Here is a 22,490-nt window from a genome sequence, read left to right on the forward strand (position 1 = left end):
ATCGTGAGGTGGTCTGCCCGTTCCGGATCGGGCGCGGCTGAGCCGGTGCGTCGTTGAGTCGGTGCTGCGGTCCGTCGGTCACCGTGAGGTGGGCTGGCGGTTCCGGGTGGGGCGCCGCCGACCCGCTGAGCCGGGGCCGCGGTCCGCCCGTCACCGCAGCGGGAAGTCCGCGTGCACCTCGAAGCCGCCCGCCGGCGTCGAACCGGCACGGAAGGTCCCACCCAGCAGCTCGCTGCGCTCGCGCAGCCCCACGAGCCCCACCCGCGATCCGGGCAGCGCCAGCGCCCGGCTGCGCGCCGGGCCGTTCGCGACGGTGACCCCGACGACGCCGTCCCCCGCCTCCAGCCGGACCGAGACGGGCGCTCCAGGGGAGTGCTTGCGCGCGTTGGTCAGGGCCTCCTGGATCGTGCGGTAGACGGCGCGCTGCACGGCGGCCGGCGCCTCGCGCGGCAGCTCGCCGTCCAGTTCGACCTCCAGACCGCTCGCCGCGATGAGGGTCCGGATGTCGGCCGAGGTCGGCTGCGGGGTGAGCCCGGGGCTGGAGGAGCCGGCCATCCGCAGCAGGGCGACCATCGTGCGCAGCTCGTCCAGCGTGGCGACGCTGAGCTCGCGGATGGCCTCGGCGCCCGAGCGCTCCTGCTCCGTCCCGGCCGTGACCTGCAGGGCGGCCGCCTGGACCGCGATCAGGCTCACCTGGTGCGACACGACGTCGTGCATCTCCCGCGCGAGCTGGTTGCGCTCGCGCGCGAGCACGGTCTGCGCGTACAGGGCCTGCTCGTGCTCCTTCGCGTCCTCGATCTCCACCAGCCGCTTCGCGAGGTCCTCCCGCGCCTGCAGCAGCTGGCCGAGGGCGACCGGCGCGGCCGCGGTCGCGAACTGGTAGACGAAGTAGACGAAGGCGCCGAACTGGTCGACCCGGTCCGCGCCCGCGAACGGCCACGGGAACGCGCTCGAGAACGCGAACAGCGCCGCGCACGCCACGAGCAGCCAGCGCCGCCGCGAGACCCGGGACAGGGTGAACAGGGCGATGATCGGTGCGGCCAGCAGATCCTGGGCGACCGCCGCCGGCAGGGTCAGCAGGAACACGACGAGCGGGAACCGGCGGCGCAGGAGCAGTCCGGCGCAGGCGACGGCCACGACCGTCACATCGAGAGGCGACCACGCGGACGGCTCCTCCGCCGAGTTGATCAGCGCGTCGAGCGCCGCGAGGAGCACCGCCAGGATGTCGACGACGAGCGGCGGCAGCCGCGCCCAGAGGGAGGCGATCGCGTTCACGGCCGCGCGGGCCCCTTCGTCTCCGGCGCTCCGCGACTCTGCAGGAGTCCCGCCCGCTGTGCGGCAAGGGCCGCCTGCACGCGGCTGCTCACCCCGAGCTTCGCCAGGATCGCGCTCACGTGATCCTTCACCGTCCCGGCCCCGAGGAACAGCCGCGACCCGATGTCCGCGTTGGACAGCCCCTCGGCCACGAGGACGAGCACGTCCCGCTCCCGCTCGGTGAGTTGCTCGATCCGCTCCGCCTCCTCGTCCAGCACGGCCAGGAACGCGGGATGGTGCTCCACGAGCGACAGCGACGCCTTGGGGGAGAGAACGACCCCGCCGCCGGCGAGGACGCGCACGTAGTCGGCGAGCTGCCGCGGCTCGGTGTCCTTGAGGAGGAACCCCGACGCGCCGAGCCGCAGCGCGGTGAGGATGTACTCGTCGGCGTCGAACGTCGTCAGCATCGCCACGGCCGGCCGGTGCGGAGCACGCCGGAGGCTGTTGAGCACCGCGAGCCCGTCGACGTCCGGCATCCGGATGTCCAGCAGAAGCACGTCCGGCTTCTCCGCCTGGACGACCTGCAGCGCGTCGGCGCCGGTGGCGGTGGCGACGACGCTGATGTCGTCGGCCGAGTTCAGGATCAGGCTGAACCCCGACCGCACCAGGGCCTCGTCGTCCACGACGACCACGCGAATCATCCGTCTCCTCCCACGCCCGACGCTCAAGGGTATCGAGCGGGTCCGTGGGGAGGAGTCCGCCGATCGGGGGGTGTTTGGGGGACGAAGGGCGGGGAGCGAACCGGGCGGCCGGCCGCGATCTGCCGGCTGGCGCGACTGGTGGGGCGGTAGCCGCTCTCTGCACGGACGGATCGCACCGTTGGCCGCCGGACATAGGCTGGTCGGATGGTGCGTGTTCATGAGACAGCGTCGGTGGCGTCGAGCGCGGTGGTCAGCGGGGACGTGACGCTCGGCCCGGGTGTGCGGGTGCTGGCGGGGGCCGTGCTCGACGGCTCTCGCGGCCCGATCACGCTCGGGGAGGACGTGCTGGTCATGGAGCACGCGGTCCTGCGGGGGCGGCCCGAGCATCCCGTGACGGTCGGCGACGCCGTGCTGATCGGCCCGCACACCAACGTCACGGGAGCCCGCATCGGGGACGAGGTGTTCGTCGCCACGGGCGCGTGCGTGTTCGCCGGCGCGGTCGTCGGCGCACGGTCGGAACTGCGCATCCACGCCGTTCTGCAGGTCAACTCGGTGCTGCCGCCCGACACTGTCGTCCCGATCGGCTGGATCGCGGCCGGCGATCCGGCTCAGCTGTTCTCACCCGACCGCCACGACGAGCTGTGGGCGGTGCAGCGCGAGCTGGACTTCCCCGGGACGATGTACGGCGTACCGCGCGGCACCTCCATGCGCGACCTGATGCGCCGGCTGAGCGCGGGCTTCGACGACTAGGGCGGCGACCCCGCCTGCGGCCGAGCTACTTCTTCGGCCGGGACCACGTCACGTTCCGGCCGGGCATGACCCATCTCGCCGAGGGCAGCGGCGCCCCGAAAACGGCGCCCCGAAAACAAGGAACGCCGACCACACCGTCACCGCGGTCACGATTCCTGGGGGCAGTGCAGACGGCCGACAAGCCGAACTTCCCACTTCACGGGAGAACTCGACCACGTCACGATCCGCTTCGCCGGCCCCGTCAACGACATCCCCGCCCACGAAAAGCTCGAGCAACTCCTCAAGCTCGACTGACCGCCGCTGGCTCCTGCCTTGCAGGGAATGCCCGCCAGAGGGGGCGGTCGCTCGCAGGGTCAGGCCGTGACCGCGCTCAGCTGCCGGAAGAGCTGTCGGGCGATTCAGCGCTGCAGAGCGCGGCGTTCTTGATCGTCGCATCGGCGCTCATGCCCAAGTACGACGAGAAGTGCCCACCTAGCTCAAGAAGTCACACATGGAGCGAGTGACGGGAATCGAACCCGCGCTATCAGCTTGGGAAGCTGAGGTTCTACCATTGAACTACACTCGCGCGGCCCGGGATCCCAGTAAAACACTGGGAAGTAAGGCTGCCGCCCAGACTACCCGGTCAACCGGCTCCGGCCAAACTCGTCGGCGGGGCTCACCCGGCCTGTCCGGGCATCACGGGTCGTGCCGGGGCTCGAAGCTCACCAGCCCGACCGTGTTGCCCTCGCTGTCTTCGATGAACGCCATCCACTCGTCGTTGCCGGCCGGGCCGATCGTGTCGTCGGGGTGGGTGAAGATCACGTGGGGCTCGGTGACCACGCGCACGCCGTCGCCGCGCAGCCGCTCGATCGTCTCGGCCACATCGTCCACCTGGATGTAGACCAGCGCCGACGGGGCGGCCTTGTCGAGCAGGAGGCGGCCGATCCCGATGTTGAAGAACAGCAGGCCCGGTGGGTCGAAGCGGGCGGCCGGCGCCTCCCCGAGCAAGTTCTCGTAGAACGTCGCGGCACGGTCGAGGTCGTCGGCGTGCTGTGCGACCTGCAGAATCTCCACGCGCTCAGTATCCGGTCAGCCGGGCGATGGCGCCAGTCCCTCCGGTCGGCGGCAGCTCACGCCCGCCGGCGGAGGTTGTCCGCGATCGCCTCGAGAGTGCCGTCGAGGGCCTGCTGCATCCCGTCGACGTCCTCGGTCGTGTGGATGGTCAGCTCCACCCGGTCGCCGGCCAGGCGCAGCGACCCGTGGTAGTCGTGCGGGCCGGGCGCCGACCAGCGGACCTCCTGCGCCGCGTGGTCGACGTCGAACTCGGCGACGGAGGTGACCGTTTCGTCGTGGCCGTCGCGGTCCGCGTCGACGTGCGCGGTCGTCTCGACCTTGCCGTCGGGCCGTTCGTGGGCCTCCGTCATGCGGGGGAAGTACGCCGGGAGGTTCTCCGGGTCGGCGATGTAGTCGAAGTACTCGTCGGCGTCGCCGTCGAGCGGGCGGGTCGCGGTGTAGGTGGGCATGGCCCGACGGTACGTCCGGCGATTCGGCCACGGCAGGGGTTGACCTCGTCCGGGGAGCCCGCCGCCGATCGACTCTTGCGCTATTAGACAGACTGGTCTAAAGTCGCTTTAGACAGATCGGTACAACGAAAAGGATTGATCTCATGGAACTTCAGAACTCGTGGTCGCTCGCAGGAAAGACGGCCCTCGTCACCGGCGCGACCTCCGGACTCGGGCGCGCTGCCGCCCTCCAGCTCGCCGCGCAAGGCGCGGAGGTCGTCGTCCACGGCCGCAACGTCGACCGCGGTGCGCAGGTCGTGGAGGAGATCGAGCTGGCCGGCGGGCGGGCGCGCTTCGTGGCCGCCGACCTCTCCGACACCGACCAGGCCGTGCGGCTGGCGGAGGACGCGGGCGCGGTCGACATCCTCGTCAACAACGCCGGGCTCGCATGGTTCGGGCCGAGCGACCAGCTTTCGGCCGAGACGCTCGGCTCCCTGTTCACCGGGAATGTCGAGTCGGCCTACCTGCTGACCTCCCGGTTGGCCGCGGGCATGGCCGAGCGAGGCGACGGGGCGATCGTGAGCGTCTCCAGCATGGCCGCCAACGTGGGCCTGGCCGGCGGCGCGGCCTACAGCGCCACCAAGGCCGCGTTGGACGCACTCACCCGCGCGTGGGCCGCCGAGTTCAGCCCGCGCGGAGTCCGGGTCAACGCGGTCGCGCCCGGCCCTGTCGCGACCCCGGGCGCGAAGGGGGACACGGCGGCGCTCGGCGAGACGACCATCATGGGACGCCCGGGAACCGACCAGGAGATCGCCGACGCCATCGGCTTCCTCGCCTCTCCGGCGGCGAGTTACATCACCGGCGTCACCCTGGCCGTCGACGGCGGCCGGGCGGCCATCTGACCTGAGGCTGCCGGCGTGGGAAAGGTACAGTGATCCGGATGACCGATTCTCCGTCCAAGAAGCCGTCGGCGCGCGAACGGCTGCTTCGGGCGAGCGACGAGCTGTTCTACAACGAGGGCATCCACACCGTGGGCATCGACCGGGTGCTCGAGAAGGCGCAGGTCGCCAAGGGGTCGCTCTACTACAACTTCGAAGGCGGGAAGGACGAGCTCGTCTCCGCGTATCTGGCCGGCCGCCACGCCGCCTGGGAGAAGACCATCGACGACGGGATCGCATCCGCCGGGCCGGACCCCCGGGACCGCCTGCTCTCGATCTTCGACTCCCTCGGCATCCTCTTCGCCCGGCCGGACTATCGCGGCTGCGCGTTCGTGAACGCGGTCGCGGAAGCCGAGCCGGGTGGCGTGGAAGAGGCGGCGAGCGAGAGGTTCCGCGACTGGCTCCACGGACTCATCGGCGGGCTCGTCGCCGAGATCGGCGTCAGCGATCCGGCCTGGACGACCCAGCAGCTGGTGATCCTCTACGACGGCGCCACGACGACGGCGCAGATGGACAAGCAGGTCTCGGCCGCGAAGGCCGCGCGACGTATGGCGGAACTGATCCTCGACTCGTCACGGTGAGACCCCCGCCGCGCCTCAGCCGGGCACGAGGACGTAACGCCCGAAGACGCCGCCCGCGTCCATCGAGCGGTGCGCCTCGGCGGCTTCGCCGAGCGGCAGTACGCCGTGCACGACCGCGCTGATCTCGCCGCGCGCGGCCTGGCCGAAGAGCTCTTCGCGGACGCGGTTCCGCTCGGGCTTCGGGATGCTGTCCAGGCTGAAGGTCGCGACGGAGCGGGACTGCCGGAACGATCGCAGCAGGACCATACCGAAGTCGGGTGGCGGGTACCCGGCGACCGCGCCGACGAGGATGTAGCGTCCGTTCGGCCGGAGCAGCTCGAGGAAGGACGGCACGTCGGGGCCGCCGACGATGTCGACGATCACGTCGAATCCCGCCGCGGCGATGTCGTCGCCTCGGCCGGAGCGGTCCAGGGTGTGGGTGGCGCCGAGTCCGCGGAGGCGGTGCGCCCGCTCAGCGCTCGACGCAGTGGCGGCGATGACGGACGCTCCCGCGCGTGCGGCGAGCTCGATCGCCGCGATCCCGATGCTGCCCGCTCCGCCCCGGACGAGCAGCGACTCGCCGGCCGTGAGGTGCGCGTGCGCGAGCGCGCAGTGGGCGACGGTGGCCGCGCTGCCGACCGTCACGGCGTCCACCGCCGAGAGGCCGTCGGGAAGCGGTGAGACGTCCTCCTCATACGCGGCCGCGTACTCGGCGTACCCGCCCGACGTGCCGGTGAACGCCCACACGCGCCGGCCGACGAGGGCAGGATCCGCGTCGGCGCCCACGGCGACGACCGTCCCGGCCACCTCGCTCCCGGGGACCATCCCCTGGGGAAAGCCGAGACCGACGGTGCCGCGGCGGATGACCGCGTCGACACCGCCCACGCCGATGGCCTCCGTGCGCACCAGCACCTGTGCGGCCTCGAGGCCGGGTTCTTCTCGCTCGACGACGGTCATCCCGGCCGGATCGCCGTAGCGGTCGATGACTACTGCCTTCACTGATCCTCCGTGTCTTCGCGGTGCCTTCGCGGCAAGTGCTACGCTCCCGCACGGTACCGGACGCACCCGTCCGGTTAGGGGAAGTGAGACAGATGACCGCCGAGATGACTCGCCTGCGCGTCGACGCCGAGGAGAACCGGGACCGCATCATCGAAGCCGCGCGCGAATTGTTCGCCCAGCGGGGCCTCGCTGTCGGGATGCGCGAGATCGCCCGGCGAGCGGACGTCGGCCCGGCGACCCTCTACCGCCGGTTCCCCACGCGGCAGGCTCTCATCGACACGGCGTTTTCCGCCGAGATGAGCGCCTGTCGGCGGATCGTCGAGGACGCGGCCGCGGACCCGGACCCGTGGCGTGGGTTCTCATCAGCGGTCCATCGGCTGATCGGCCTGAACGCGCGGAACCGAGGGTTCGTCGACGCCCTGATCACCGGCGAGCCCTCGTCCGCCGTCGTACGGCACCGCCAGGAGCTGCTGGGCATGCTCCGAGGCGTCACGCGCCGGGCCCAGGATGCCGGGGAGCTCCGGCGCGACTTCGTCCTCTCGGACCTGCTGCTCATCCTCTCCGCCGGCCGCGGACTCCATGCCGAGCGGCCCGACCTCCTGCCGGCGGCCGCCCACCGGTTCGCGTCGCTCGCAATCGACGGCCTGGCCGCGGCCCCGGGGCGCTGAGCTCCGCCTCCTGGACCTCCTGGCGCCGCAGCACCGGAAGCCCCTGCACTGCTCAGTCGCCGGGCAGCACCGGCAGACGGTGCACGGCCTCGCGGAGCCGCTCGAGCCGTTGCGTCAGGTCGGCGGTCAGCGCCTCCGTCTCCGCGGTCGGGATCTTCCACCAGACCGCGTGGATCCGGGACCCGGTCGGCGTCGGCTCGACGAAGAACTCCAGCTCCGAGCCGGGGACGACGACGTGGGACGCCTGGACCGGGTCCCAGGAGATCAGCACGCGGCGGTTCGGGACGAGGTCCAGGATGCGACCGCTCGCCGTCTCGTCGTGGCGGGTGATCTCGTAGGCGCCTCCGCGCCGCGCCGCGACCTTCGCGCGGTCGGCGAACCACTGGGAGAGCAAGTACGGCGCCACCACCGCGTCGAAGGCGATCCGGGGCGGCCGGTCGAGCTCGACGCCGGCCCGGACTTCGAGCAGATACTCGTTGTACGTCATAGCGGTTCCCCCGTGAGTGCGAGCGTTCGTGGATCTCCGGCACGCTCGGCGCCGCGGTCCGTGACGTGCTCGATCCGCCGGATCACGGCGTGCGCCGTCCGGTCGTTCTCGCGGAACGAGAGCGCATTCGTGTTCGGCCGGGAGAACGCACCGGCGAACGGCGCGTCCGTGAAGGGCCCGATCGCCCACCGCCGCGGGTGCGGCCGGCCGGCGGCGTCGATGACCCGTGCGTCCGCCGGATCGACGCGCAGCATCCCCTGGCGGAAGGAGCCGGCGCCCGAGACGGCGAGGTCGCGCAGTGCGCTGTTGTCGGTGCGGTCCGCGTGCGCCGGCGGGAGCCAGGCGTCGATGAGAGCGTCCACGGCGACGGCGCCGCCGACCGACGGGCTGGAGACGACGAAGCGACCCCGCTGCTCGTCCGGCTCGACGCCGATGTCCGCGCCGGCGAACTCGATGACGCCGGCCTCGGAGAGCGCGATGAGCTCGGCGATGCGATGCCCGGGCGGTCCGGAGGCCACGTAGCTGAAGTAGGCCGGCCACCAGCCGTGGAGGTCGCGGACCCTCGACTCCTCCGTCCAGGCGGGGGAGGCGCTGACGGGAGCGAGCGCGAACATCGTCAGCAGCAACGCGGTGAAGAGGCCGAGGCTGGCGCTGTGCTCGGGGGCGGTGCGCCGGTGGAGGTCGTCGGCGAGGTGGGCGCGGACCCACCGCTGCAGTTCGTCGCGATCCTCGAAGCGTGCCCCGGTCAGGGGGCGGTCGAAGAGCTCGAGGAGCAGATGGTCGGCGGGGTCCGGGATCGCGTCCGCCAGCAGCGACCGGTAGGCGGGCGAATGCGGATCGACCGTGTCGAGGTCGGCCCGGAACTCGGCCCAGGACCGGGACGTGCGCTCCGGGTGACCGGTGAAGAGTTCGCGGTAGTACCCGTGCAGCATCTCGCGCTCGACCAGCGGCCAGATGTCCCGGCGGAAGTCGAGAGAATCCGGGCTCGCCGTCAGCTGCGCGACAACGTCGGGGGTCAGATACCGCAGCGCAGGCGCCTCCCCGGTGAGGGTCGAGGAGATCTTCGACCGGTACGGGATCCCGCGCCGCGACCCGAGGAGGAGCTTCGGCTCGCGCCCGCTCGGAACGTACTCCAGTGAGTCGCCGCTGCGCCGGAAACGTCCGCCCCGGCCCTCGGTGAGCAGCACGATCAGGTCGATGGCCGCGAGCCCCATCCCGCGGACGGCGACGACATCCCCGGGCCCGAATGCGGTGAGGTCGGCGTCCGCGGTGAACGCGGGAGGCTGGTAGCTCAGACCGTGTCGGCGGGCGAAGCGGACGAGGCCGGCGGTCTCCCCGGCGGGCTCGCTTCCGGTGTGGCCGATGGCGTAGACGACGGCGTCGGCGGTGAGCTCGTCGCCGCCCGCCAGGCGGACGAGGTCGTGGTCGTCGGCCGACTCGACGGCGACGACCGTGTCCGTGCGGCGCACGACGACGGCGCGGCCGTCGAGGTCCGCGATCGCACGGCGGAGGAACCAGTCCAGGTAGTGGGCGTGGAGGCGACGGGTCGGGAAGTCCCCGCGACGCAGCCGGGCGAGCTCGTCGGCGACCAGCGGGTCCACCTGCACGTCCTCGATCCGGCCGTCCCGCACGGCTTCGACCCACTCCAGCAGCGACGGCCCCGGCCGGACGGGTCCCTCGACCGAGCACGAGTCGTCGGTGAACATCGTGACGTCCTCGACCATCGAGTTCAGCTTGAGCAGGGGAGACTGCTCGCGGCGCCAGATCCGGCCGGGCCCCGCCGGGAACGGATCGATCAGCTGCACCACGACCCGCGGTCGCTCGGCCGCGACGGAGCGTGCCGCCGCGAAACGCTCCAGCCAGCCGATGGCACGCGGGCCGGCGCCGATGACGACGACGGTGGCGTGCGCTGAGCGTTCGGAACGGGGGAGCATCGGGTCACCCTGCCTCCGCCGACCACCCCGCCGCAAACGACCGTGACGGACTGTTTCGGCGCCCGACGCAATCCGTAACCGGGGTTGCCGCCCGTCGCGGAATGCCCCGTACGGTCGTCCGCAACATCCGCCCACACCCTGCGAAAAGGAGGCATGGTGACTGTCACGAACGTCGACGCTGACGAGTTCCGCTATGTCCAGGCGACAGACGAGCTGGCCCGTCCGCTGCTGGCCGAGCTGGAGCTCGAGTACGACACCCGCTACGGCGACTTCTTCGGGGAGCGGGCCTCCACCGAACTGAACCGCTACCCCGCCGAGCTCTTCTCCGCTGCCCACGGAGGCGCATTCGTCCTGCTGCTGCGCGAAGGCGCGCCCATCGCCGGAGGGGCGTTCAAGCGCCTCGACCCGGAGACCGCGGAGCTCAAGCGCATCTGGACGAGCTCCGCCCACCGCCGCCAGGGCCTGGCCCGCCGGGTCGTCGAAGAGCTCGAAGCCGAGGCCGTGCGGCAGGGCTACACGCGGATCTACCTAACGACCGGCCCCCGGCAGCCGGAGGCGAAGGCGTTGTACCTCGCCGCCGGCTACAGCCCGCTCTTCGACACCGCGCTCCCGGCCGAAGAGGTGGGAATCCACCCCTTCCAGAAGTTCGTGGGAGGTGCGCGATGAGCGCGGTCAGCACCGCGGTCGAGCGGACCGCCGTGGCCACTCCGGCCGCTACCAGCCCGCTGCCGGACGGCATCGATCTGCGCCGCCTCGCCGAGCGCCCGGTCCTCCCGCTGCGGCACCCGGGCCGGTGGATCGCGGCGGCCCTGGTGCTCGTGCTGCTGCTGAACTTCGGGCAGACGCTGTTCACGAACCCGTCGTGGGAGTGGGCGAAGGTGGGCAAGTGGCTGTTCAGCCCGGCCATCCTCACCGGGCTCCAGCTGACCCTGGCGGCGACGGCCATCTCGGCGGTCGTCTCCTTCGCGGGCGGCATCGTCGTGGCGCTCGGCCGGCTGTCGGCGAACCCGGTGCTCAGCTCGGTGAGCTGGCTGTACGTCTGGCTGTTCCGCTCCGTGCCGCTGATCCTCGTGCTGATCTTCCTCTACAACCTCGGCAACCTGTACCCGACGATCGGGGTCGGCATCCCCTTCGGGCCGCAGGTCGAGGTGAAGACGGTGTCCGTGCTGTCCGACCTCACGCTCGGCGTCATCGGACTGAGCCTGAGCGAGATCGCGTACAGCTCCGAGATCGTGCGGGCCGGCATCCTGTCGGTCGACCAGGGCCAGCACGAGGCGGCGAAGTCGCTCGGGCTCCCGCGCGGGCGGCAGTTCCGCCGGATCGTGCTGCCCCAGGCGCTCCGGTCGATCGTCCCGGCGTACGTGAACCAGATCATCGGCCTGCTGAAGGCGAGCTCGCTGCTGTTCTACGTGTCGCTGCTCGACCTGTTCGGCGTCGTCCAGAACCTCAGCAGCACCTACCCGACCGACATCATCCCGCTGCTCGTAGTCGCCACCATCTGGTACCTGGTGCTCACCAGCGTCGTCTCGGTGATCCAGTACTACGTCGAGCGCTTCTACGCGCGCGGCGCGGTGCGGACCCTGCCGCCCACTCCGTTCCAGCGGCTGCGCGGCTGGGCGAACAACCGCCTGGACGGTGCGGCATGAGCGCCGGGATCGAGATCGCGAACGCGACCAAGTCCTTCGGCGACCGGCCGGTGCTCCGCGGGGTCGACCTGACGATCGAGGCCGGGACGGTCACCGTCATCCTCGGACCGTCCGGTTCGGGGAAGTCCACCCTGCTCCGCGCCATCAACCACCTCGAACCGCTCGATGAGGGCTACGTCGTCGTCGGCGACGAGCTGATCGGCGTCCGAGTGCACCACGGCCGGCTGAAGGAGCTCAGCGAGCGGGAGATCCTGCGCCAGCGGGCCCGCATCGGGTTCGTCTTCCAGAACTTCAACCTGTTCCCGCACCTGACGATCCTCGAGAACGTGTCGGAGGCGCCGATCGCGCTGGGCACGCCTCCCGCGACCGCCCGTGAGCAGGCGCGCGCGCTGCTGGAGCGGGTCGGCCTGTCCGAGAAGGCGTCGGCGTACCCCCGGCAGCTCTCCGGAGGCCAGCAGCAGCGCGTCGCCATCGCCCGCGCTCTCGCCCTGGAGCCGGAGGTGCTGCTGTTCGACGAGCCGACCTCGGCTCTCGACCCCGAGCTGGTCGGCGACGTGCTGGGCGTCATCCGGTCCCTCGCCGGCAACGGCGTCACCCTCGTCGTGGTCACCCACGAGATCGGCTTCGCCCGTGAGGTCGCCGATCAGGTGGTGTTCCTCGACGAGGGCGTCATCGTCGAGCAGGGCCGCCCGTCCGACGTCCTCGACAACCCGCGCGAAGCGCGCACCCGAGAGTTCCTGAGCCGCGTGCTCTGAACACCCCAACCCATCCCCACCAAGGAGAAGCCATGTCCCCCCACATCACCCCACCCAGACGCCGCCTCGGCGTCGCCGGGGCCGTCCTCGCGTCGGCCGCCCTCGTCGTCTCTCTCGCGGCCTGCTCCGGACAGGCGTCAGCCGAGAACGACGGATCCTCGAACGGCGGCGTCGCCATCGCCGCGCACACCAACGGCGTCGGCACCCCGACCACCATCCAGGTGACCACGGTCGCGAAGATCGCCGATGAGCTGCCCGCCGCCGTGAAGTCCAGCGGAAAGCTCGTGATCGGCGTCGGCGCGCTGCCGGCGGGCTTCCCGCCCCTCGCCTTCACCGGCGACGACCAGAAGACGCTCACCGGCTCCGAGCCCGACCTCGGCCGTCTCGTCGCCGCCGTGCTCGGTCTGAAGCCCGAGGTGAAGAACGCGACCTGGGACAACCTCTTCGTCGGCATCGACACCGGCGCGACCGATGTCGGTTTCTCGAACATCACCGACACCGAGCAGCGCAAGGAGAAGTACGACTTCGCTTCGTACCGCAAGGACGAGCTCGCCTTCACCGTTCTGAAGAAGAACACGTGGGAGTTCAACGGCGACTACGAGAACCTGGCGGGCAAGACCATCGCCGTCAGCTCCGGCACCAACCAGGAGAAGATCCTGCTGGAGTGGAAGACGAAGCTCGAGGGCGAGGGCAAGACCCTCAACGTCAAGTACTATCCCGACACGAACTCGACGATCCTGGCCCTGAACTCGGGCAAGATCGACGCCAGCTTCGGGCCGAACCCGGGCGCCGCGTACCAGAACACCCAGAGCGCGTCGTCGGCGAACCCGACCCGCACCGCCGGAACCTACTCCGGAGCCGGGGCGAGCCTCCAGGGACTGATCGCCGCGACCGTCAAGAAGGGCAGCGGCCTCGACAAGCCGATCGCCGACGCCATCAACTACCTGATCGACAACGGCCAGTACGCCAAGTGGCTGAAGGCGTACAACCTCACCAACGAGGGCCTGCCGAAGTCCGAGATCAACCCGCCCGGGCTCCCGATCAGCAACCAGTGAGGTGACGACGATGACCATCGCAGCAGACACCACGACAACCGCTTTCGAATCGGCGTGGAGCGCCTGGCATCAGGCCCACGAGGCCGACCGGGCTTCCGCGCACGGCTTCCTCGCCATCACCGCGCTGCACTGGCTGACGGCGGAGCCGACGGCCTACGACGGCCTCCCCGGACGCTGGTGGAGCTCCGAAGACGGCCCGGTCGTGGAGCTCGGCGATGGTGAGACCCTCCTCGTCGACGGCGACACGGTCACCGGCCGTGTCGCCTTCGGCGCCATCCCGGAGCGTGGTGGTCGCGTCGCCGCGTTCGGCGACGTGGTGATCGAGATCGCGAAACGGGGCGGATCCGACCTGCTCCGGCCGCGGCATCCCGGTCATCCCACCCGCTCCGGGTACCACGGGACCCCGACCTACGCTCCGGATGCCGCGTGGGCGATCGAGGGCCGCTTCGTCCCGTTCGACCAGCCGGTCGAGGTGACGGTCGGCTCGGTCGCCGAAGGCCTCCAGCACGTCTACGCCGCTCCCGGGGAGGTGGAGTTCTCGCGCGACGGCGGCGTGCACCGGCTGACCGCCTTCAACGGGCACACCCCGGGGTCGCTGTTCATCCTCTTCACCGACGAGACCAGCGGTGTCACCACCTACCCGGCCAACCGGTCGCTGGCCGTCGCCGCTCCCGGTGATGACGGATCGGTCGTCCTCGACTTCAACCGGGCGGTCAACCTCCCGTGCGCGTACACCGACTTCGCCACCTGCCCGCTGCCGCCCGCCGGCAACCGTCTGCCGTTCGCGGTGGAGGCCGGAGAGAAGATCCCGCACGAGCGGAGCGCCCGATGAGCCGCCCGGAGCATCCCCTCGTCCTCGGCGTCGAGCTCGACGGCGACGGAGCGCACCCCGCCGCGTGGCGGGCGTCCTCGCACAGCCCGGCCGAGCTGCTCGGCGGCCGGGTGCACGCCGAGCGCGCGCAGGAGGCCGAGCGCGCCGGATTCGCCTTCGCGAGCTTCGCCGACTCGGCCCTGCCGCCGGCGGATCCCGACGGCATCTCCGCCCGGCTGGACGCGATCCAGCGGGCGGCGTTCGTCGCCCCACTGACCAGCGCGATCGGGTTGGTTCCGGAGGCGGGCACGGTCTACACGGAGCCGTTCCACGTCGCCACCCAGCTCGCTTCGCTCGACTTCGCGTCGCGCGGACGCGCCGGCTGGGTCGCGACCGCGGTGGACGACCCCGGGACGGCGGCGCTCTACGGGCGCGACGGGCAGCCGGGACGGCCGCAGGATGCGGTGGAGGTCGCGCGTCGGCTCTGGGACTCGTGGGAGGACGACGCGGTGATCCGCGACGTGGCGACCGGCCGGTACCTCGACCGGGACCGTCTGCACCACATCCGCTTCACCGGCGACGACTACTCGATCGTGGGACCGTCGATCGTGCCGAGGCCGCCGCAGGGCGCCCTCCCGGTCTTCGGCGCGGCGGCCCTGGCCGGGACCGCCGAACTGGATGCGGCCCTCTTCGACGTGCGGCCGGGGAGCGCGGAGGAGGTGCTCGCGCGCGCGACCGACACCGCGGCGGCGGTCCGCTCGACGGCCGCGCTCGCGATCCTCGACCTCGAGTTCGCGCTCGACGCCGCCGGTCTTCCGGCAGGCGAGCGGGTGCACACCCTCGACGCCCGGACACCGTGGCCCGCACGCCGCGCGCGCTACACGGGAACCGCCGACGGGCTGATCGACCTGCTCGTCTCGCTCGCGCCCGTCGTCGACGGCGTCCGCCTCCACCCCGCCGTGCTCGACGTCGACCTCGCGGAGTTCGCGTTCGCCGTCGCGCCGCGGCTCCGCGACCGCATCCCGCTCGCCATCCCGCGCCCCGGCGACACCCTGCGCGCGACGCTGGGCCTGCCCGCCGCCGTCAACCGCTACCAGGAGTCCGCATGACCGCACCGACCGTCCTCCGCTTCGGCGTCTTCTTCCAGGGCGTCAACTTCTCGACCGTGTGGACCGAGCCGGAGAGCGGCTCCCAGATCGACTTCGAGAGCTTCCGGCGCCTCGCGCAGACGGCCGAGCGCGGCCTGTTCTCGGCGTTCTTCCTCGGCGAGGGGCTGCGATTGCGTGAGCACCTCGGCCGCCTCCACCAGCTCGACGTGGCGGGACGGCCGGACGCGCAGACGCAGCTGGCGGCGCTCGCCGCCGTCACGTCCCGCATCGGACTGGTCGCGACGCAGAACACCACCTACAACGACCCGCTGGACCTCGCCCACCGGTTCGCCAGCCTCGACCTGCTCTCCGGCGGCCGCGCCGCGTGGAACGTGGTGACGACGGACAACGCGTGGACGGGCGAGAACTTCCGGCGCGGCGGCTACCTCGACCACGCGGACCGCTACCGGCACGCGGAGGCCGTCGTGGTCGCCGCCAAGGAGCTCTGGGCCGCCTGGGCCGCCGACATCGCGGACTCCCCGGACGCGGACGCGTGGAGCGCCGGGGCGCCGTCGCCGACGGTCGAGGTGGACACCGGGCACTACCGCGCGCGCGGGCGCAGCCGCCTCCCGCAGAGCCCGCAAGGGCGCCCGGTCCTGTTCCAGGCCGGCGACTCGGCCGAGGGCCGCGACTTCGCCGCCCGTCAGGCCGACGTCATCTTCTCGGCCCACAGCGCGTTCGACGACGCGCAGAGCTTCGCGGCGGACATCCGGCAGCGCACCCTGAAGGCCGGGCGCCCGGCGGACGACGTGAAGATCTTCCCCGGGCAGGAGTTCATCCTCGCCGACACCGACGCGGAGGCCGAGGAGAAGGCGCGGTGGGTGCGCCGCAAGCAGGTCACCCCGCAGACCGCGATCGCCTTCATCGAGAACATCTGGGGCACCGACCTCAGCGGCTACGACCCGGACGGCCCGCTGCCGGACATCGACCCGGTGCAGGACGTCACCGGCGAGACCCGCGGAGCGGGCTTCCGCGCGGCGCAGGCCAAGACCACGGCCGACGCCTGGCGCGAGCGTGCGGAGGCGGAGGGCCTCTCCATCCGCGAGCTCGTCATCCGGCTCAACTCGGGCCGCGGTTTCGTCGGCAGCCCGTCGTCGGTGGCGGCGACCCTGCAGCGCTACGCCGACGCCGGGGTGGTCGACGGCTTCAACATCACACCGTGGCTGGTGCCGTCCGGGATGGACGACATCGTCGACCGGCTCGTCCCGGAGCTGCAGGAACGCGGGATCTACCCGACGAGCTACGAGGGGAACACTCTGCGCGAGAACCTCGGGCTGCGTCCGCTCGACTCCGCGGCGCTCGCGCGACGGACGGCGTGACGTCTCCTCGGCCTTCCGGACGGTTCAGTCCGGAAGGTCGAGGACGAAGGTCAGCAGGTGGAGCGTGCGCCCCTCGGGCAGGACGATCGTGCCCTCCCGTTCCGCGCGCCTCGTGAAGCCGAGCTTCCGGTAGAGCGCGTGGGCGCCCAGCATGTCCGGCCCGCTGTTCAGCACGACCGCGCGCTGGCCGCGCTCTCTCGCCTGATCGACGGCGAACCGGGTCAGCTCGGCACCGATCCCGCGGCCCCGCGCTGACGGATGCGTGGCCAGCAGCCGGAAGTAGAGCTCGTCCGAGCCGATCCGGCCGTCCTGATCGATCCCGGGCCGAAGGAGCGCGATGGTCCCGACGAGCTCCCCGCTGCTCGTGTCCTCCGCCACGAAGAAGTCGAACGCGTCGAGCAGCGCTTCCGGGTGCTTGAGCTCCTCGCGGTAGTGCGCCGAGAGGTCCGCGTAGTCGTGCGTGTAGGCGGCATGGGTGAGCTCCCCGATCGCCGGGTACTCGTCCGCACGCGCGCTGCGGATGCGGACGGTCGCTGACGGGTGGGTGGTGGTCATCGGGGTGCTCCCTTCGAGCTGGCGGTTCCATCCTCGCAGGCACCGTAGGCGGCGTGCTGCGCGCGCCTCCAGCATCGGCGTCAAGGTCCGTAACGCACTGCGAGGCTGCGATCCGCGAGCGCGGGATAGCGGTGGGCCGGCGTGAAATCCACCGTCGTCGACACGATCCGTAACCCCCGACACAGTCCGTCATCCGTGCTGGTCCGGGCGCGCGAACCCTGGCCGAATGAGGTGTCCGCCACGAGAGAAAGGGACGCCGCGCGTGAGCAGATACATCCTCCGGAGGCTCGGCCAGGCCGTGTTCGTCCTGGTGGTCGCCTACGTCGTGAGCTACCTCGTGCTCTGGGCGCTCCCCGGGGACGCGCTGGCGAGCATCACCGGCGGCCAGTCGAGCGACCTGAGCGCCGGACAGCTGGCGGCCATCCGCACTGAGTGGGGGCTCGACCAGCCGGTGCTCGTCCGTCTCGGGACCGCCGCGCTGCACGCCGCCTCCGGCGACTTCGGCCGATCGTTCGTCTCCGGACGCCCGGTGTCCGCGCTGATCGCCGAGAGCCTGCCGGCCACGCTGGAGATCGCCGGTCTCGGGATCCTGTTCGCGCTGATCGCCGGCACCGGCATCGCGCTCGCCGCGACGCGGTCACGCTCGAACAGGCTCCGCGGACTCCTGCTGGCGCTGCCGCCGCTGGGCGTCGCGATCCCGTCGTTCTGGCTCGGTCTGCTGCTGATCCAGTTCTTCTCGTTCCAGCTGCCGATCTTCCCGGCGACGGGCAACGACGGTCTGATCAGCGCCGTCCTGCCGGCGATCACGCTCGCGGTCCCGACCAGCGCGCTCGTCGCCCAGCTGCTCGCGCAGGGACTGGAGCGGGAGCTGCGGCAGCCGTACGCGGACACCGCGCGGGCCAAGGGCGCGTCGGCGACCCGCGTCCAGCTGCGGCACGCGTTCCGGAACGCGGCGCTCCCGGCGCTGACGATCGCCGGACTCCTCGTCGGGCAGTTGCTCGCCGGGTCGGTGGTAACGGAGACGGTCTTCGGCCGCACGGGAGTCGGACGGCTGACGGCCGACGCCGTCGCGGCGCAGGACATCCCGGTGGTGCAGGGCGTCGTCGTGTTCGGGGCTCTCGTGTTCGTGACGGTCAACCTGGCCGTGGACCTCCTCTACCCGCTGCTCGACCCGCGGATCGTCACCTCGCGCGCCGCGCGCCGGGCCCCCCTGAAAGCGGTGACCGCATGACCGAGACCATCGTGGCCGAGCTGAAGCAGGTCTCCCACGCGTCCACGTCCTCGGCGGACACAGCGCCTCTCCCGGGCGAGCGCGCCGGGGCATCCGGCTTGCGGGGTTCCCGCCTGGCCGCCGCGCTCACCTGGCTGCGCAGCCGGCCAGGGGTCGCGGTGAGCGCCCTCTGGATCGCCGTCCTCCTGCTCGCCGCCCTGGTCCCCACGCTCTTCACCGCGACCGATCCGCTGGCGGTGTCCAGCGCGATCCGGCAGCCGCCGTCGGCCGCTCACCTCTTCGGCACCGACGCGATCGGCCGCGATCTGTTCTCCCGGGTCGTCCACGGCGCGGGACTGTCGCTCGGCGCCGCCGCGATCGCCGTGCTCGTCGGCGTCCTCGCGGGCACGCTGATCGGACTGCTCGCGGGGTATCGCGGGGGATGGGTCGACGCGGTGCTGATGCGTTTCGCCGATGTGCTGCTGGCGATCCCCGGCCTCCTGCTGTCGCTGGCCTTCGTGGTCGCGCTCGGCTTCGGGACGGTGAACGTCGCGATCGCGGTCGGCGTCACCTCGATCGCCTCCAACGCCCGGGTGCTGCGATCCGAGGTGCTGAAGGTGCGCAACAGCGTGTTCGTGGAGGCGGCCGTCGCCGGCGGCGCCCGCCCCGTCCGGGTCCTGCTGCGGCACGTGCTGCCGAACTCGATCGCACCACTGCTCGCGCTCGTCGCCCTCGACTTCTCCGCCGCGATCCTGGCGATCTCGGCGCTCAGCTTCCTCGGCTACGGCGCCCAGCCGCCGACGCCGGAGTGGGGCGCCCTGGTCGCCGGCGGCCGCGACTTCCTCGCGACCGCGTGGTGGATGACCACTCTCCCCGGGCTGGTCATCGCTCTCACCGTGCTCGCCGGCAACCGGCTGTCGCGGGCGTTCACCGCGGAGGGCGCCCGATGAGCGCGCTGCTGGAGATCGACGACCTCCGTGTCCGCTATCACTCCGCCGGGCGCGACGTGGAGGCCGTGCGCGGCATCGGCTTCGAGGTCGCGGCCGGCGAACGGGTCGCCGTGGTCGGCGAGTCCGGTTCGGGCAAGTCCACGACCGCAGCGGCGATCGTTCGGCTGCTCGCGGCGAACGCCACCGTCTCCGGGGCCATCCGCTTCGCGGGGGACGAGGTCTCCTCGCTCGGTGAGCGCTCCTTCCGCGGGCTGCTCGGGCGGCGGATCGGCTATGTCCCGCAGGACCCGACCGTCTCGCTCAACCCGGTCAAGACCATCGGGCAGCAGGTGGCGGAGGTGCTCAGCATCCACCGGCTCGCCGACCGGCGCGCGGCCCACGAGCACGCGCTCGAGGCGCTGGAGCGGGCCGGCATCGACCGGCCGGCGGAACGTGCGGCGCAGTATCCGCACCAGCTCTCGGGAGGGCAGCGTCAGCGGGTCCTGATCGCCATCGCGCTGGCCGCGCGGCCGGAACTGGTGATCGCCGACGAGCCGACCAGCGCACTCGACGTGACCGTGCAGCGGCGCATCCTCGACCACTTGGACGAACTGACCGACGACCTCGGCGCGTCCACCCTGCTCATCACGCACGACCTCGGGATCGCCGCCGACCGCGCCGACCGCATCCTCGTACTGTCCGAGGGCAGGCTGGTCGAGTCCGGGACCCCCGACCGGGTCCTCGGCTCGCCGCAGCATGCCTACACGCGCGCGCTGCTGGCCGCGGCGCCGAGCCTGAACACCTCGGGCGGCACGTTCCTGACCCGCGCCCGAGCCGAACGGCCGGAATCCACCGACCCGCAGGAGCCGGGCGAGCCCCTGCTCATCGCGACCGGTCTGGTCAAGGACTTCGGCGGGAACCGGGCGGTGGACGACGTGAGCCTCGCCATCCACCGCGGCCGGACGCTCGCCCTCGTCGGCGAGTCCGGTTCGGGCAAGACGACGACCTCCCGGCTGGTGCTCCGGCTGGACGACCCGACCGCCGGCCGGATCGTCTTCGACGGGGAGGACATCACCGCCGCCCGCGGAGCCGCGCTCCGCCGGCTGCGCCGTCGCATCCAGGTCGTCCACCAGAACCCCTACGCCTCGCTCAACCCGCGGTTCCGCATCGCCGACCTGGTCGCCGAGCCGCTGCGCTCGCACGGCATCGGGACGCGGCAGGAACGAGCCGCGCGCGCACGGCTGCTGCTCGACCAGGTCGGCCTCCCCTCGGACGCAGCGGAGCGCCGGCCGTCCGAGCTCTCGGGAGGCCAGCGCCAGCGCGTCGCCATCGCGCGTGCGCTCGCCATCCGCCCCGACCTGGTCGTGCTGGACGAGCCGGTCTCCGCGCTGGACGTTCGCGTGCAGGCCCAAGTCCTCGACCTGCTCGCCTCGCTGCAGGCCGAGCTCGGCGTCGCGTACCTCTTCATCAGCCACGACCTCGCTGTCGTCCGTCAGGTCTCCGACGACGTCGCCGTCCTCCGCGAGGGCCGCGTCGTCGAGACGGGAACCGTCGCCGGCGTGTTCGACAGCCCCGACCACCCCTACACCCGCGACCTGCTGGAGGCCATCCCGGGCCGCAGCGCACCCCTCACCCCAAGGAGAACAGCATGACCAGTCCACGGATCCGGCGCGTCACCGCCGGGATCGCGACCGCCGCGGCGGCCGCCCTCGTCCTCAGCGCGTGCGCCGCGCACGCGGCAGGTTCCACGAGCGCCGCCTCGGCGAAGCCCGTCGAGGGAGGCGATCTGACCTTCGCTCTGGCGAACGACCCGATCACCCTCAACCCGACGGCGCTCGGCAGCGGCAACGACACCCTGTACGTGGAGCGCCAGCTCTTCGAGTCGCTGACCGAGCAGGACCCGAAGACCGGCAAGGTCATCCCGGGCCTCGCGACCAAGTGGCAGGCCAACGCGGACGCGACGCAGTTCACCTTCACGCTGCGTCCGGGCGTCACCTTCTCGGACGGCACCCCGCTGACCGCCTCCGTGGTGAAGGCCAACTTCGACGACATCGTGGCGAACGCCACGAAGGCGGTGAACGCGGTCACCGCACTGCCCAACTACGCCGGCACCACCGTCGTGAACGACTCCACCGCGACGGTGTCCTTCAGCAAGCCCAACGGTGCGTTCCCGCAGGCCGCGTCCAGCGTCGCGCTGGCGCTGCTGTCGCCGAAGTCGTTGGCGATCCCCTTCGACGACCGCGCCACCGGCACCGGCCTCAGCGGGACCGGTCCGTTCACGCTCGAGAGCTACACCAAGAACACCTCGGTGGTGCTGAAGAAGCGCTCCGGCTACAGCTGGGCTCCGGAGGACTACAGCAACCGCGCCGCCGCTCACCTCGACACGGTGACGTTCAAGATCGTCCCGGAGGCCGGTGTGCGCACCGGAGGCCTGACGTCGAAGCAGTTCGACGCGGTCGGCGGCGTGCTGCCGCAGGACATCGCCACACTCAAGGCCGGCGAGACCGGCCTCGTCATCCGCCCGAACCCCGGCGTCGCCTTCGGCCTGACCACCTACACCAAGCCGGGCACGATCCTGAGCGACCAGAAGGTCCGCACGGCACTGCTGACCGCGATCGACCGCACCGCGATCCAGCAGTCGGCGCTGACCTCCGACTTCAAAGTGGCGTCGAGCGTGCTCGCCGCCAACACGCCCGGCTGGGTGGACCTGAGCAAGCAGCTCACCAGCGACCCCAAGGCGTCGGCGAAGCTGCTCGACGACGACGGCTGGAAGAAGGGAGCGGACGGCATCCGGGTCAAGGACGGCAAGCGCCTCACCCTCCGGCTCGGTTACATCGCCAACTTCAACCCGAACCAGTCCATCGTCGAACTCATCCAGCAGCAGCTGAAGCAGCTCGGCATCGAGGTCACCGTGTGGACCGGAACGGTCCCGCAGTACTTCGCCCAGTCGAACGCCGGCGCGTTCGACCTCGCCTACGGCAACCTCTCCCGCGCTGACGGGGACGTGCTGCGCACGCAGTTCCTCAACGCCCTCCCGTCGAACACGGTCAAGGGCTACACGGACCCGCAGCTCAACCAGCTGCTGCTCGACCAGCTCGCGACGCCGGATCAGGACAAGCGGAACGCCATCGCGCAGCAGGCCGGTCAGCGCATCGTCGACCTGGCCTACTACATCCCCGTCGTCGAGCTGACGACGATCCTCGGGACCGGGCAGAACGTGCACGGCATCGTGCTCGGCGCGGACTCGCGGCTCGGGTCCCTCGTCGACGCGTACAAGACGAAATAGGGGT

The 22,490-nt window shown here is 71.7% G+C and carries 23 protein-coding genes and 1 tRNA gene; 15 read left to right on the forward strand and 9 right to left on the reverse strand.

All coding sequences use genetic code 11. From position 1 onward, the window contains the following. Positions 1 to 150 precede the first annotated feature (150 nt). Together HNR13_RS21810 and HNR13_RS02745 are read right to left on the reverse strand one after the other, a co-directional pair. Positions 151 to 1,275, reverse strand: a complete 1,125-nt coding sequence (locus HNR13_RS21810) for a histidine kinase (RefSeq protein ID WP_179604332.1) — start codon at positions 1,273 to 1,275, stop codon at positions 151 to 153. Beyond that, entirely contained in the window at positions 1,272 to 1,955 is a 684-nt protein-coding gene (locus tag HNR13_RS02745; RefSeq protein ID WP_179604333.1) for a response regulator, read from the reverse strand. The genes HNR13_RS21810 and HNR13_RS02745 overlap by 4 nt, the downstream gene beginning before the upstream one ends. 204 nt (positions 1,956 to 2,159) lie before the next feature. Here HNR13_RS02745 and HNR13_RS02750 point away from each other — a divergent pair, with 204 nt between their 5' ends. Further along, on the forward strand, positions 2,160 to 2,705 hold the full coding sequence (locus HNR13_RS02750; RefSeq protein WP_179604334.1) for a gamma carbonic anhydrase family protein: 546 nt from the start codon (positions 2,160 to 2,162) through the stop codon (positions 2,703 to 2,705). 491 nt (positions 2,706 to 3,196) lie between these two features. On the opposite strand, the gene HNR13_RS02755 is transcribed toward HNR13_RS02750, so the two are convergent. The 3 genes from HNR13_RS02755 to HNR13_RS02765 all read right to left on the reverse strand — a co-directional run bounded on the left by HNR13_RS02755 (position 3,197) and on the right by HNR13_RS02765 (position 4,207). Next, positions 3,197 to 3,270, reverse strand: a tRNA-Gly gene (locus HNR13_RS02755). Positions 3,271 to 3,380: 110 nt separating this feature from the next. After that, a complete protein-coding gene (locus HNR13_RS02760) occupies positions 3,381 to 3,758 on the reverse strand; it encodes a VOC family protein (RefSeq protein ID WP_179604335.1) in 378 nt (125 codons plus the stop codon). Positions 3,759 to 3,814: 56 nt separating this feature from the next. Beyond that, complete coding sequence (locus HNR13_RS02765) at positions 3,815 to 4,207, reverse strand: SRPBCC family protein (protein WP_179604336.1); 393 nt, start codon at positions 4,205 to 4,207, stop codon at positions 3,815 to 3,817. Between the two features lie 143 nt (positions 4,208 to 4,350). Between HNR13_RS02765 and HNR13_RS02770 the strand changes: the two genes are divergently transcribed. Together HNR13_RS02770 and HNR13_RS02775 are read left to right on the forward strand one after the other, a co-directional pair. Then, the gene (locus HNR13_RS02770; protein ID WP_179604337.1) at positions 4,351 to 5,088 is read left to right on the forward strand and encodes an SDR family NAD(P)-dependent oxidoreductase; all 738 of its coding nucleotides are present in this window, start codon (positions 4,351 to 4,353) and stop codon (positions 5,086 to 5,088) included. A 38-nt stretch (positions 5,089 to 5,126) separates the two neighbouring features. After that, positions 5,127 to 5,705, forward strand: coding sequence for a TetR/AcrR family transcriptional regulator (locus HNR13_RS02775; protein ID WP_179604338.1), 579 nt, complete (start codon positions 5,127 to 5,129; stop codon positions 5,703 to 5,705). A 15-nt stretch (positions 5,706 to 5,720) separates the two neighbouring features. On the opposite strand, the gene HNR13_RS02780 is transcribed toward HNR13_RS02775, so the two are convergent. Beyond that, the gene (locus HNR13_RS02780) at positions 5,721 to 6,683 is read right to left on the reverse strand and encodes a zinc-binding dehydrogenase (RefSeq protein ID WP_179604339.1); all 963 of its coding nucleotides are present in this window, start codon (positions 6,681 to 6,683) and stop codon (positions 5,721 to 5,723) included. Between the two features lie 92 nt (positions 6,684 to 6,775). Here HNR13_RS02780 and HNR13_RS02785 point away from each other — a divergent pair, with 92 nt between their 5' ends. Continuing rightward, entirely contained in the window at positions 6,776 to 7,351 is a 576-nt protein-coding gene (locus HNR13_RS02785; RefSeq protein WP_246312702.1) for a TetR/AcrR family transcriptional regulator, read from the forward strand. Positions 7,352 to 7,403: 52 nt separating this feature from the next. Here HNR13_RS02785 and HNR13_RS02790 read toward each other — a convergent pair whose 3' ends face one another. Both HNR13_RS02790 and HNR13_RS02795 read right to left on the reverse strand, forming a co-directional pair. Then, positions 7,404 to 7,838: an SRPBCC domain-containing protein gene (locus HNR13_RS02790; RefSeq protein WP_179604340.1), complete on the reverse strand. Its 435-nt coding sequence runs from the start codon at positions 7,836 to 7,838 to the stop codon at positions 7,404 to 7,406. Continuing rightward, on the reverse strand, positions 7,835 to 9,772 hold the full coding sequence (locus HNR13_RS02795; RefSeq protein WP_179604341.1) for an FAD/NAD(P)-binding protein: 1,938 nt from the start codon (positions 9,770 to 9,772) through the stop codon (positions 7,835 to 7,837). Before HNR13_RS02795 ends, HNR13_RS02790 begins: the two co-directional genes overlap by 4 nt. Positions 9,773 to 9,925: 153 nt before the next feature. On the opposite strand from HNR13_RS02795, the gene HNR13_RS02800 reads away from it, so the two are divergent. The 7 genes from HNR13_RS02800 to HNR13_RS02830 are packed head-to-tail and all read left to right on the forward strand — an operon-like array spanning position 9,926 to position 16,506. Further along, positions 9,926 to 10,438, forward strand: coding sequence for a GNAT family N-acetyltransferase (locus HNR13_RS02800; protein WP_179604342.1), 513 nt, complete (start codon positions 9,926 to 9,928; stop codon positions 10,436 to 10,438). Beyond that, positions 10,435 to 11,418 carry an amino acid ABC transporter permease gene (locus HNR13_RS02805; protein ID WP_179604343.1) on the forward strand — a complete coding sequence of 328 codons (984 nt, stop codon included), beginning with the start codon at positions 10,435 to 10,437 and terminating at the stop codon, positions 11,416 to 11,418. Before HNR13_RS02800 ends, HNR13_RS02805 begins: the two co-directional genes overlap by 4 nt. Then, positions 11,415 to 12,173 carry an amino acid ABC transporter ATP-binding protein gene (locus tag HNR13_RS02810; RefSeq protein WP_179604344.1) on the forward strand — a complete coding sequence of 253 codons (759 nt, stop codon included), beginning with the start codon at positions 11,415 to 11,417 and terminating at the stop codon, positions 12,171 to 12,173. The genes HNR13_RS02805 and HNR13_RS02810 overlap by 4 nt, the downstream gene beginning before the upstream one ends. Before the next feature lie 32 nt (positions 12,174 to 12,205). Then, positions 12,206 to 13,228, forward strand: a complete 1,023-nt coding sequence (locus HNR13_RS02815) for a transporter substrate-binding domain-containing protein (RefSeq protein WP_179604345.1) — start codon at positions 12,206 to 12,208, stop codon at positions 13,226 to 13,228. A 10-nt stretch (positions 13,229 to 13,238) separates the two neighbouring features. Beyond that, the gene (locus HNR13_RS02820; RefSeq protein WP_179604346.1) at positions 13,239 to 14,060 is read left to right on the forward strand and encodes a DUF1684 domain-containing protein; all 822 of its coding nucleotides are present in this window, start codon (positions 13,239 to 13,241) and stop codon (positions 14,058 to 14,060) included. Beyond that, a complete protein-coding gene (locus tag HNR13_RS02825) occupies positions 14,057 to 15,148 on the forward strand; it encodes an LLM class flavin-dependent oxidoreductase (protein ID WP_179604347.1) in 1,092 nt (363 codons plus the stop codon). The genes HNR13_RS02820 and HNR13_RS02825 overlap by 4 nt, the downstream gene beginning before the upstream one ends. Continuing rightward, positions 15,145 to 16,506 (forward strand): NtaA/DmoA family FMN-dependent monooxygenase, encoded by a 1,362-nt coding sequence (locus tag HNR13_RS02830; protein ID WP_179604348.1) that lies wholly within the window; start codon positions 15,145 to 15,147, stop codon positions 16,504 to 16,506. Before HNR13_RS02825 ends, HNR13_RS02830 begins: the two co-directional genes overlap by 4 nt. Before the next feature lie 24 nt (positions 16,507 to 16,530). On the opposite strand, the gene HNR13_RS02835 is transcribed toward HNR13_RS02830, so the two are convergent. Then, a complete protein-coding gene (locus HNR13_RS02835) occupies positions 16,531 to 17,061 on the reverse strand; it encodes a GNAT family N-acetyltransferase (RefSeq protein WP_179604349.1) in 531 nt (176 codons plus the stop codon). Positions 17,062 to 17,323: 262 nt separating this feature from the next. Between HNR13_RS02835 and HNR13_RS02840 the strand changes: the two genes are divergently transcribed. From HNR13_RS02840 to HNR13_RS02855, 4 genes are read left to right on the forward strand one after another with little or no spacing between them, the layout of a single operon-like run. Next, positions 17,324 to 18,292 (forward strand): ABC transporter permease subunit, encoded by a 969-nt coding sequence (locus HNR13_RS02840; protein WP_179604350.1) that lies wholly within the window; start codon positions 17,324 to 17,326, stop codon positions 18,290 to 18,292. After that, complete coding sequence (locus HNR13_RS02845) at positions 18,289 to 19,221, forward strand: ABC transporter permease (RefSeq protein WP_179604351.1); 933 nt, start codon at positions 18,289 to 18,291, stop codon at positions 19,219 to 19,221. The genes HNR13_RS02840 and HNR13_RS02845 overlap by 4 nt, the downstream gene beginning before the upstream one ends. Beyond that, a complete protein-coding gene (locus tag HNR13_RS02850) occupies positions 19,218 to 20,852 on the forward strand; it encodes a dipeptide ABC transporter ATP-binding protein (RefSeq protein ID WP_179604352.1) in 1,635 nt (544 codons plus the stop codon). Before HNR13_RS02845 ends, HNR13_RS02850 begins: the two co-directional genes overlap by 4 nt. After that, positions 20,849 to 22,486 carry an ABC transporter substrate-binding protein gene (locus HNR13_RS02855; protein ID WP_179604353.1) on the forward strand — a complete coding sequence of 546 codons (1,638 nt, stop codon included), beginning with the start codon at positions 20,849 to 20,851 and terminating at the stop codon, positions 22,484 to 22,486. Before HNR13_RS02850 ends, HNR13_RS02855 begins: the two co-directional genes overlap by 4 nt. The last annotated feature ends 4 nt before the right edge of the window (positions 22,487 to 22,490 follow it).

It is taken from the genome of Leifsonia shinshuensis (assembly GCF_013410375.1).
Classification (GTDB): domain Bacteria; phylum Actinomycetota; class Actinomycetes; order Actinomycetales; family Microbacteriaceae; genus Leifsonia; species Leifsonia shinshuensis.

Bases quoted from the DNA above. Each gene is read 5' to 3' on its own strand.
- HNR13_RS02845 (WP_179604351.1), top strand. From the start codon at position 18,289: ATGACCGAGACCATCGTGGCCGAGCTGAAGCAGGTCTCCCACGCGTCC.
- HNR13_RS02800 (WP_179604342.1), top strand. From the start codon at position 9,926: ATGGTGACTGTCACGAACGTCGACGCTGACGAGTTCCGCTATGTCCAG.
- HNR13_RS02825 (WP_179604347.1), top strand. From the start codon at position 14,057: ATGAGCCGCCCGGAGCATCCCCTCGTCCTCGGCGTCGAGCTCGACGGC.
- HNR13_RS02805 (WP_179604343.1), top strand. From the start codon at position 10,435: ATGAGCGCGGTCAGCACCGCGGTCGAGCGGACCGCCGTGGCCACTCCG.
- HNR13_RS02750 (WP_179604334.1), top strand. From the start codon at position 2,160: ATGGTGCGTGTTCATGAGACAGCGTCGGTGGCGTCGAGCGCGGTGGTC.
- HNR13_RS02835 (WP_179604349.1), bottom strand. From the start codon at position 17,061: ATGACCACCACCCACCCGTCAGCGACCGTCCGCATCCGCAGCGCGCGT.
- HNR13_RS02855 (WP_179604353.1), top strand. From the start codon at position 20,849: ATGACCAGTCCACGGATCCGGCGCGTCACCGCCGGGATCGCGACCGCC.
- HNR13_RS02820 (WP_179604346.1), top strand. From the start codon at position 13,239: ATGACCATCGCAGCAGACACCACGACAACCGCTTTCGAATCGGCGTGG.
- HNR13_RS02765 (WP_179604336.1), bottom strand. From the start codon at position 4,207: ATGCCCACCTACACCGCGACCCGCCCGCTCGACGGCGACGCCGACGAG.
- HNR13_RS02785 (WP_246312702.1), top strand. From the start codon at position 6,776: ATGACCGCCGAGATGACTCGCCTGCGCGTCGACGCCGAGGAGAACCGG.
- HNR13_RS02745 (WP_179604333.1), bottom strand. From the start codon at position 1,955: ATGATTCGCGTGGTCGTCGTGGACGACGAGGCCCTGGTGCGGTCGGGG.
- HNR13_RS02850 (WP_179604352.1), top strand. From the start codon at position 19,218: ATGAGCGCGCTGCTGGAGATCGACGACCTCCGTGTCCGCTATCACTCC.
- HNR13_RS02775 (WP_179604338.1), top strand. From the start codon at position 5,127: ATGACCGATTCTCCGTCCAAGAAGCCGTCGGCGCGCGAACGGCTGCTT.
- HNR13_RS02830 (WP_179604348.1), top strand. From the start codon at position 15,145: ATGACCGCACCGACCGTCCTCCGCTTCGGCGTCTTCTTCCAGGGCGTC.
- HNR13_RS02810 (WP_179604344.1), top strand. From the start codon at position 11,415: ATGAGCGCCGGGATCGAGATCGCGAACGCGACCAAGTCCTTCGGCGAC.
- HNR13_RS02770 (WP_179604337.1), top strand. From the start codon at position 4,351: ATGGAACTTCAGAACTCGTGGTCGCTCGCAGGAAAGACGGCCCTCGTC.
- HNR13_RS02790 (WP_179604340.1), bottom strand. From the start codon at position 7,838: ATGACGTACAACGAGTATCTGCTCGAAGTCCGGGCCGGCGTCGAGCTC.
- HNR13_RS02795 (WP_179604341.1), bottom strand. From the start codon at position 9,772: ATGCTCCCCCGTTCCGAACGCTCAGCGCACGCCACCGTCGTCGTCATC.
- HNR13_RS02815 (WP_179604345.1), top strand. From the start codon at position 12,206: ATGTCCCCCCACATCACCCCACCCAGACGCCGCCTCGGCGTCGCCGGG.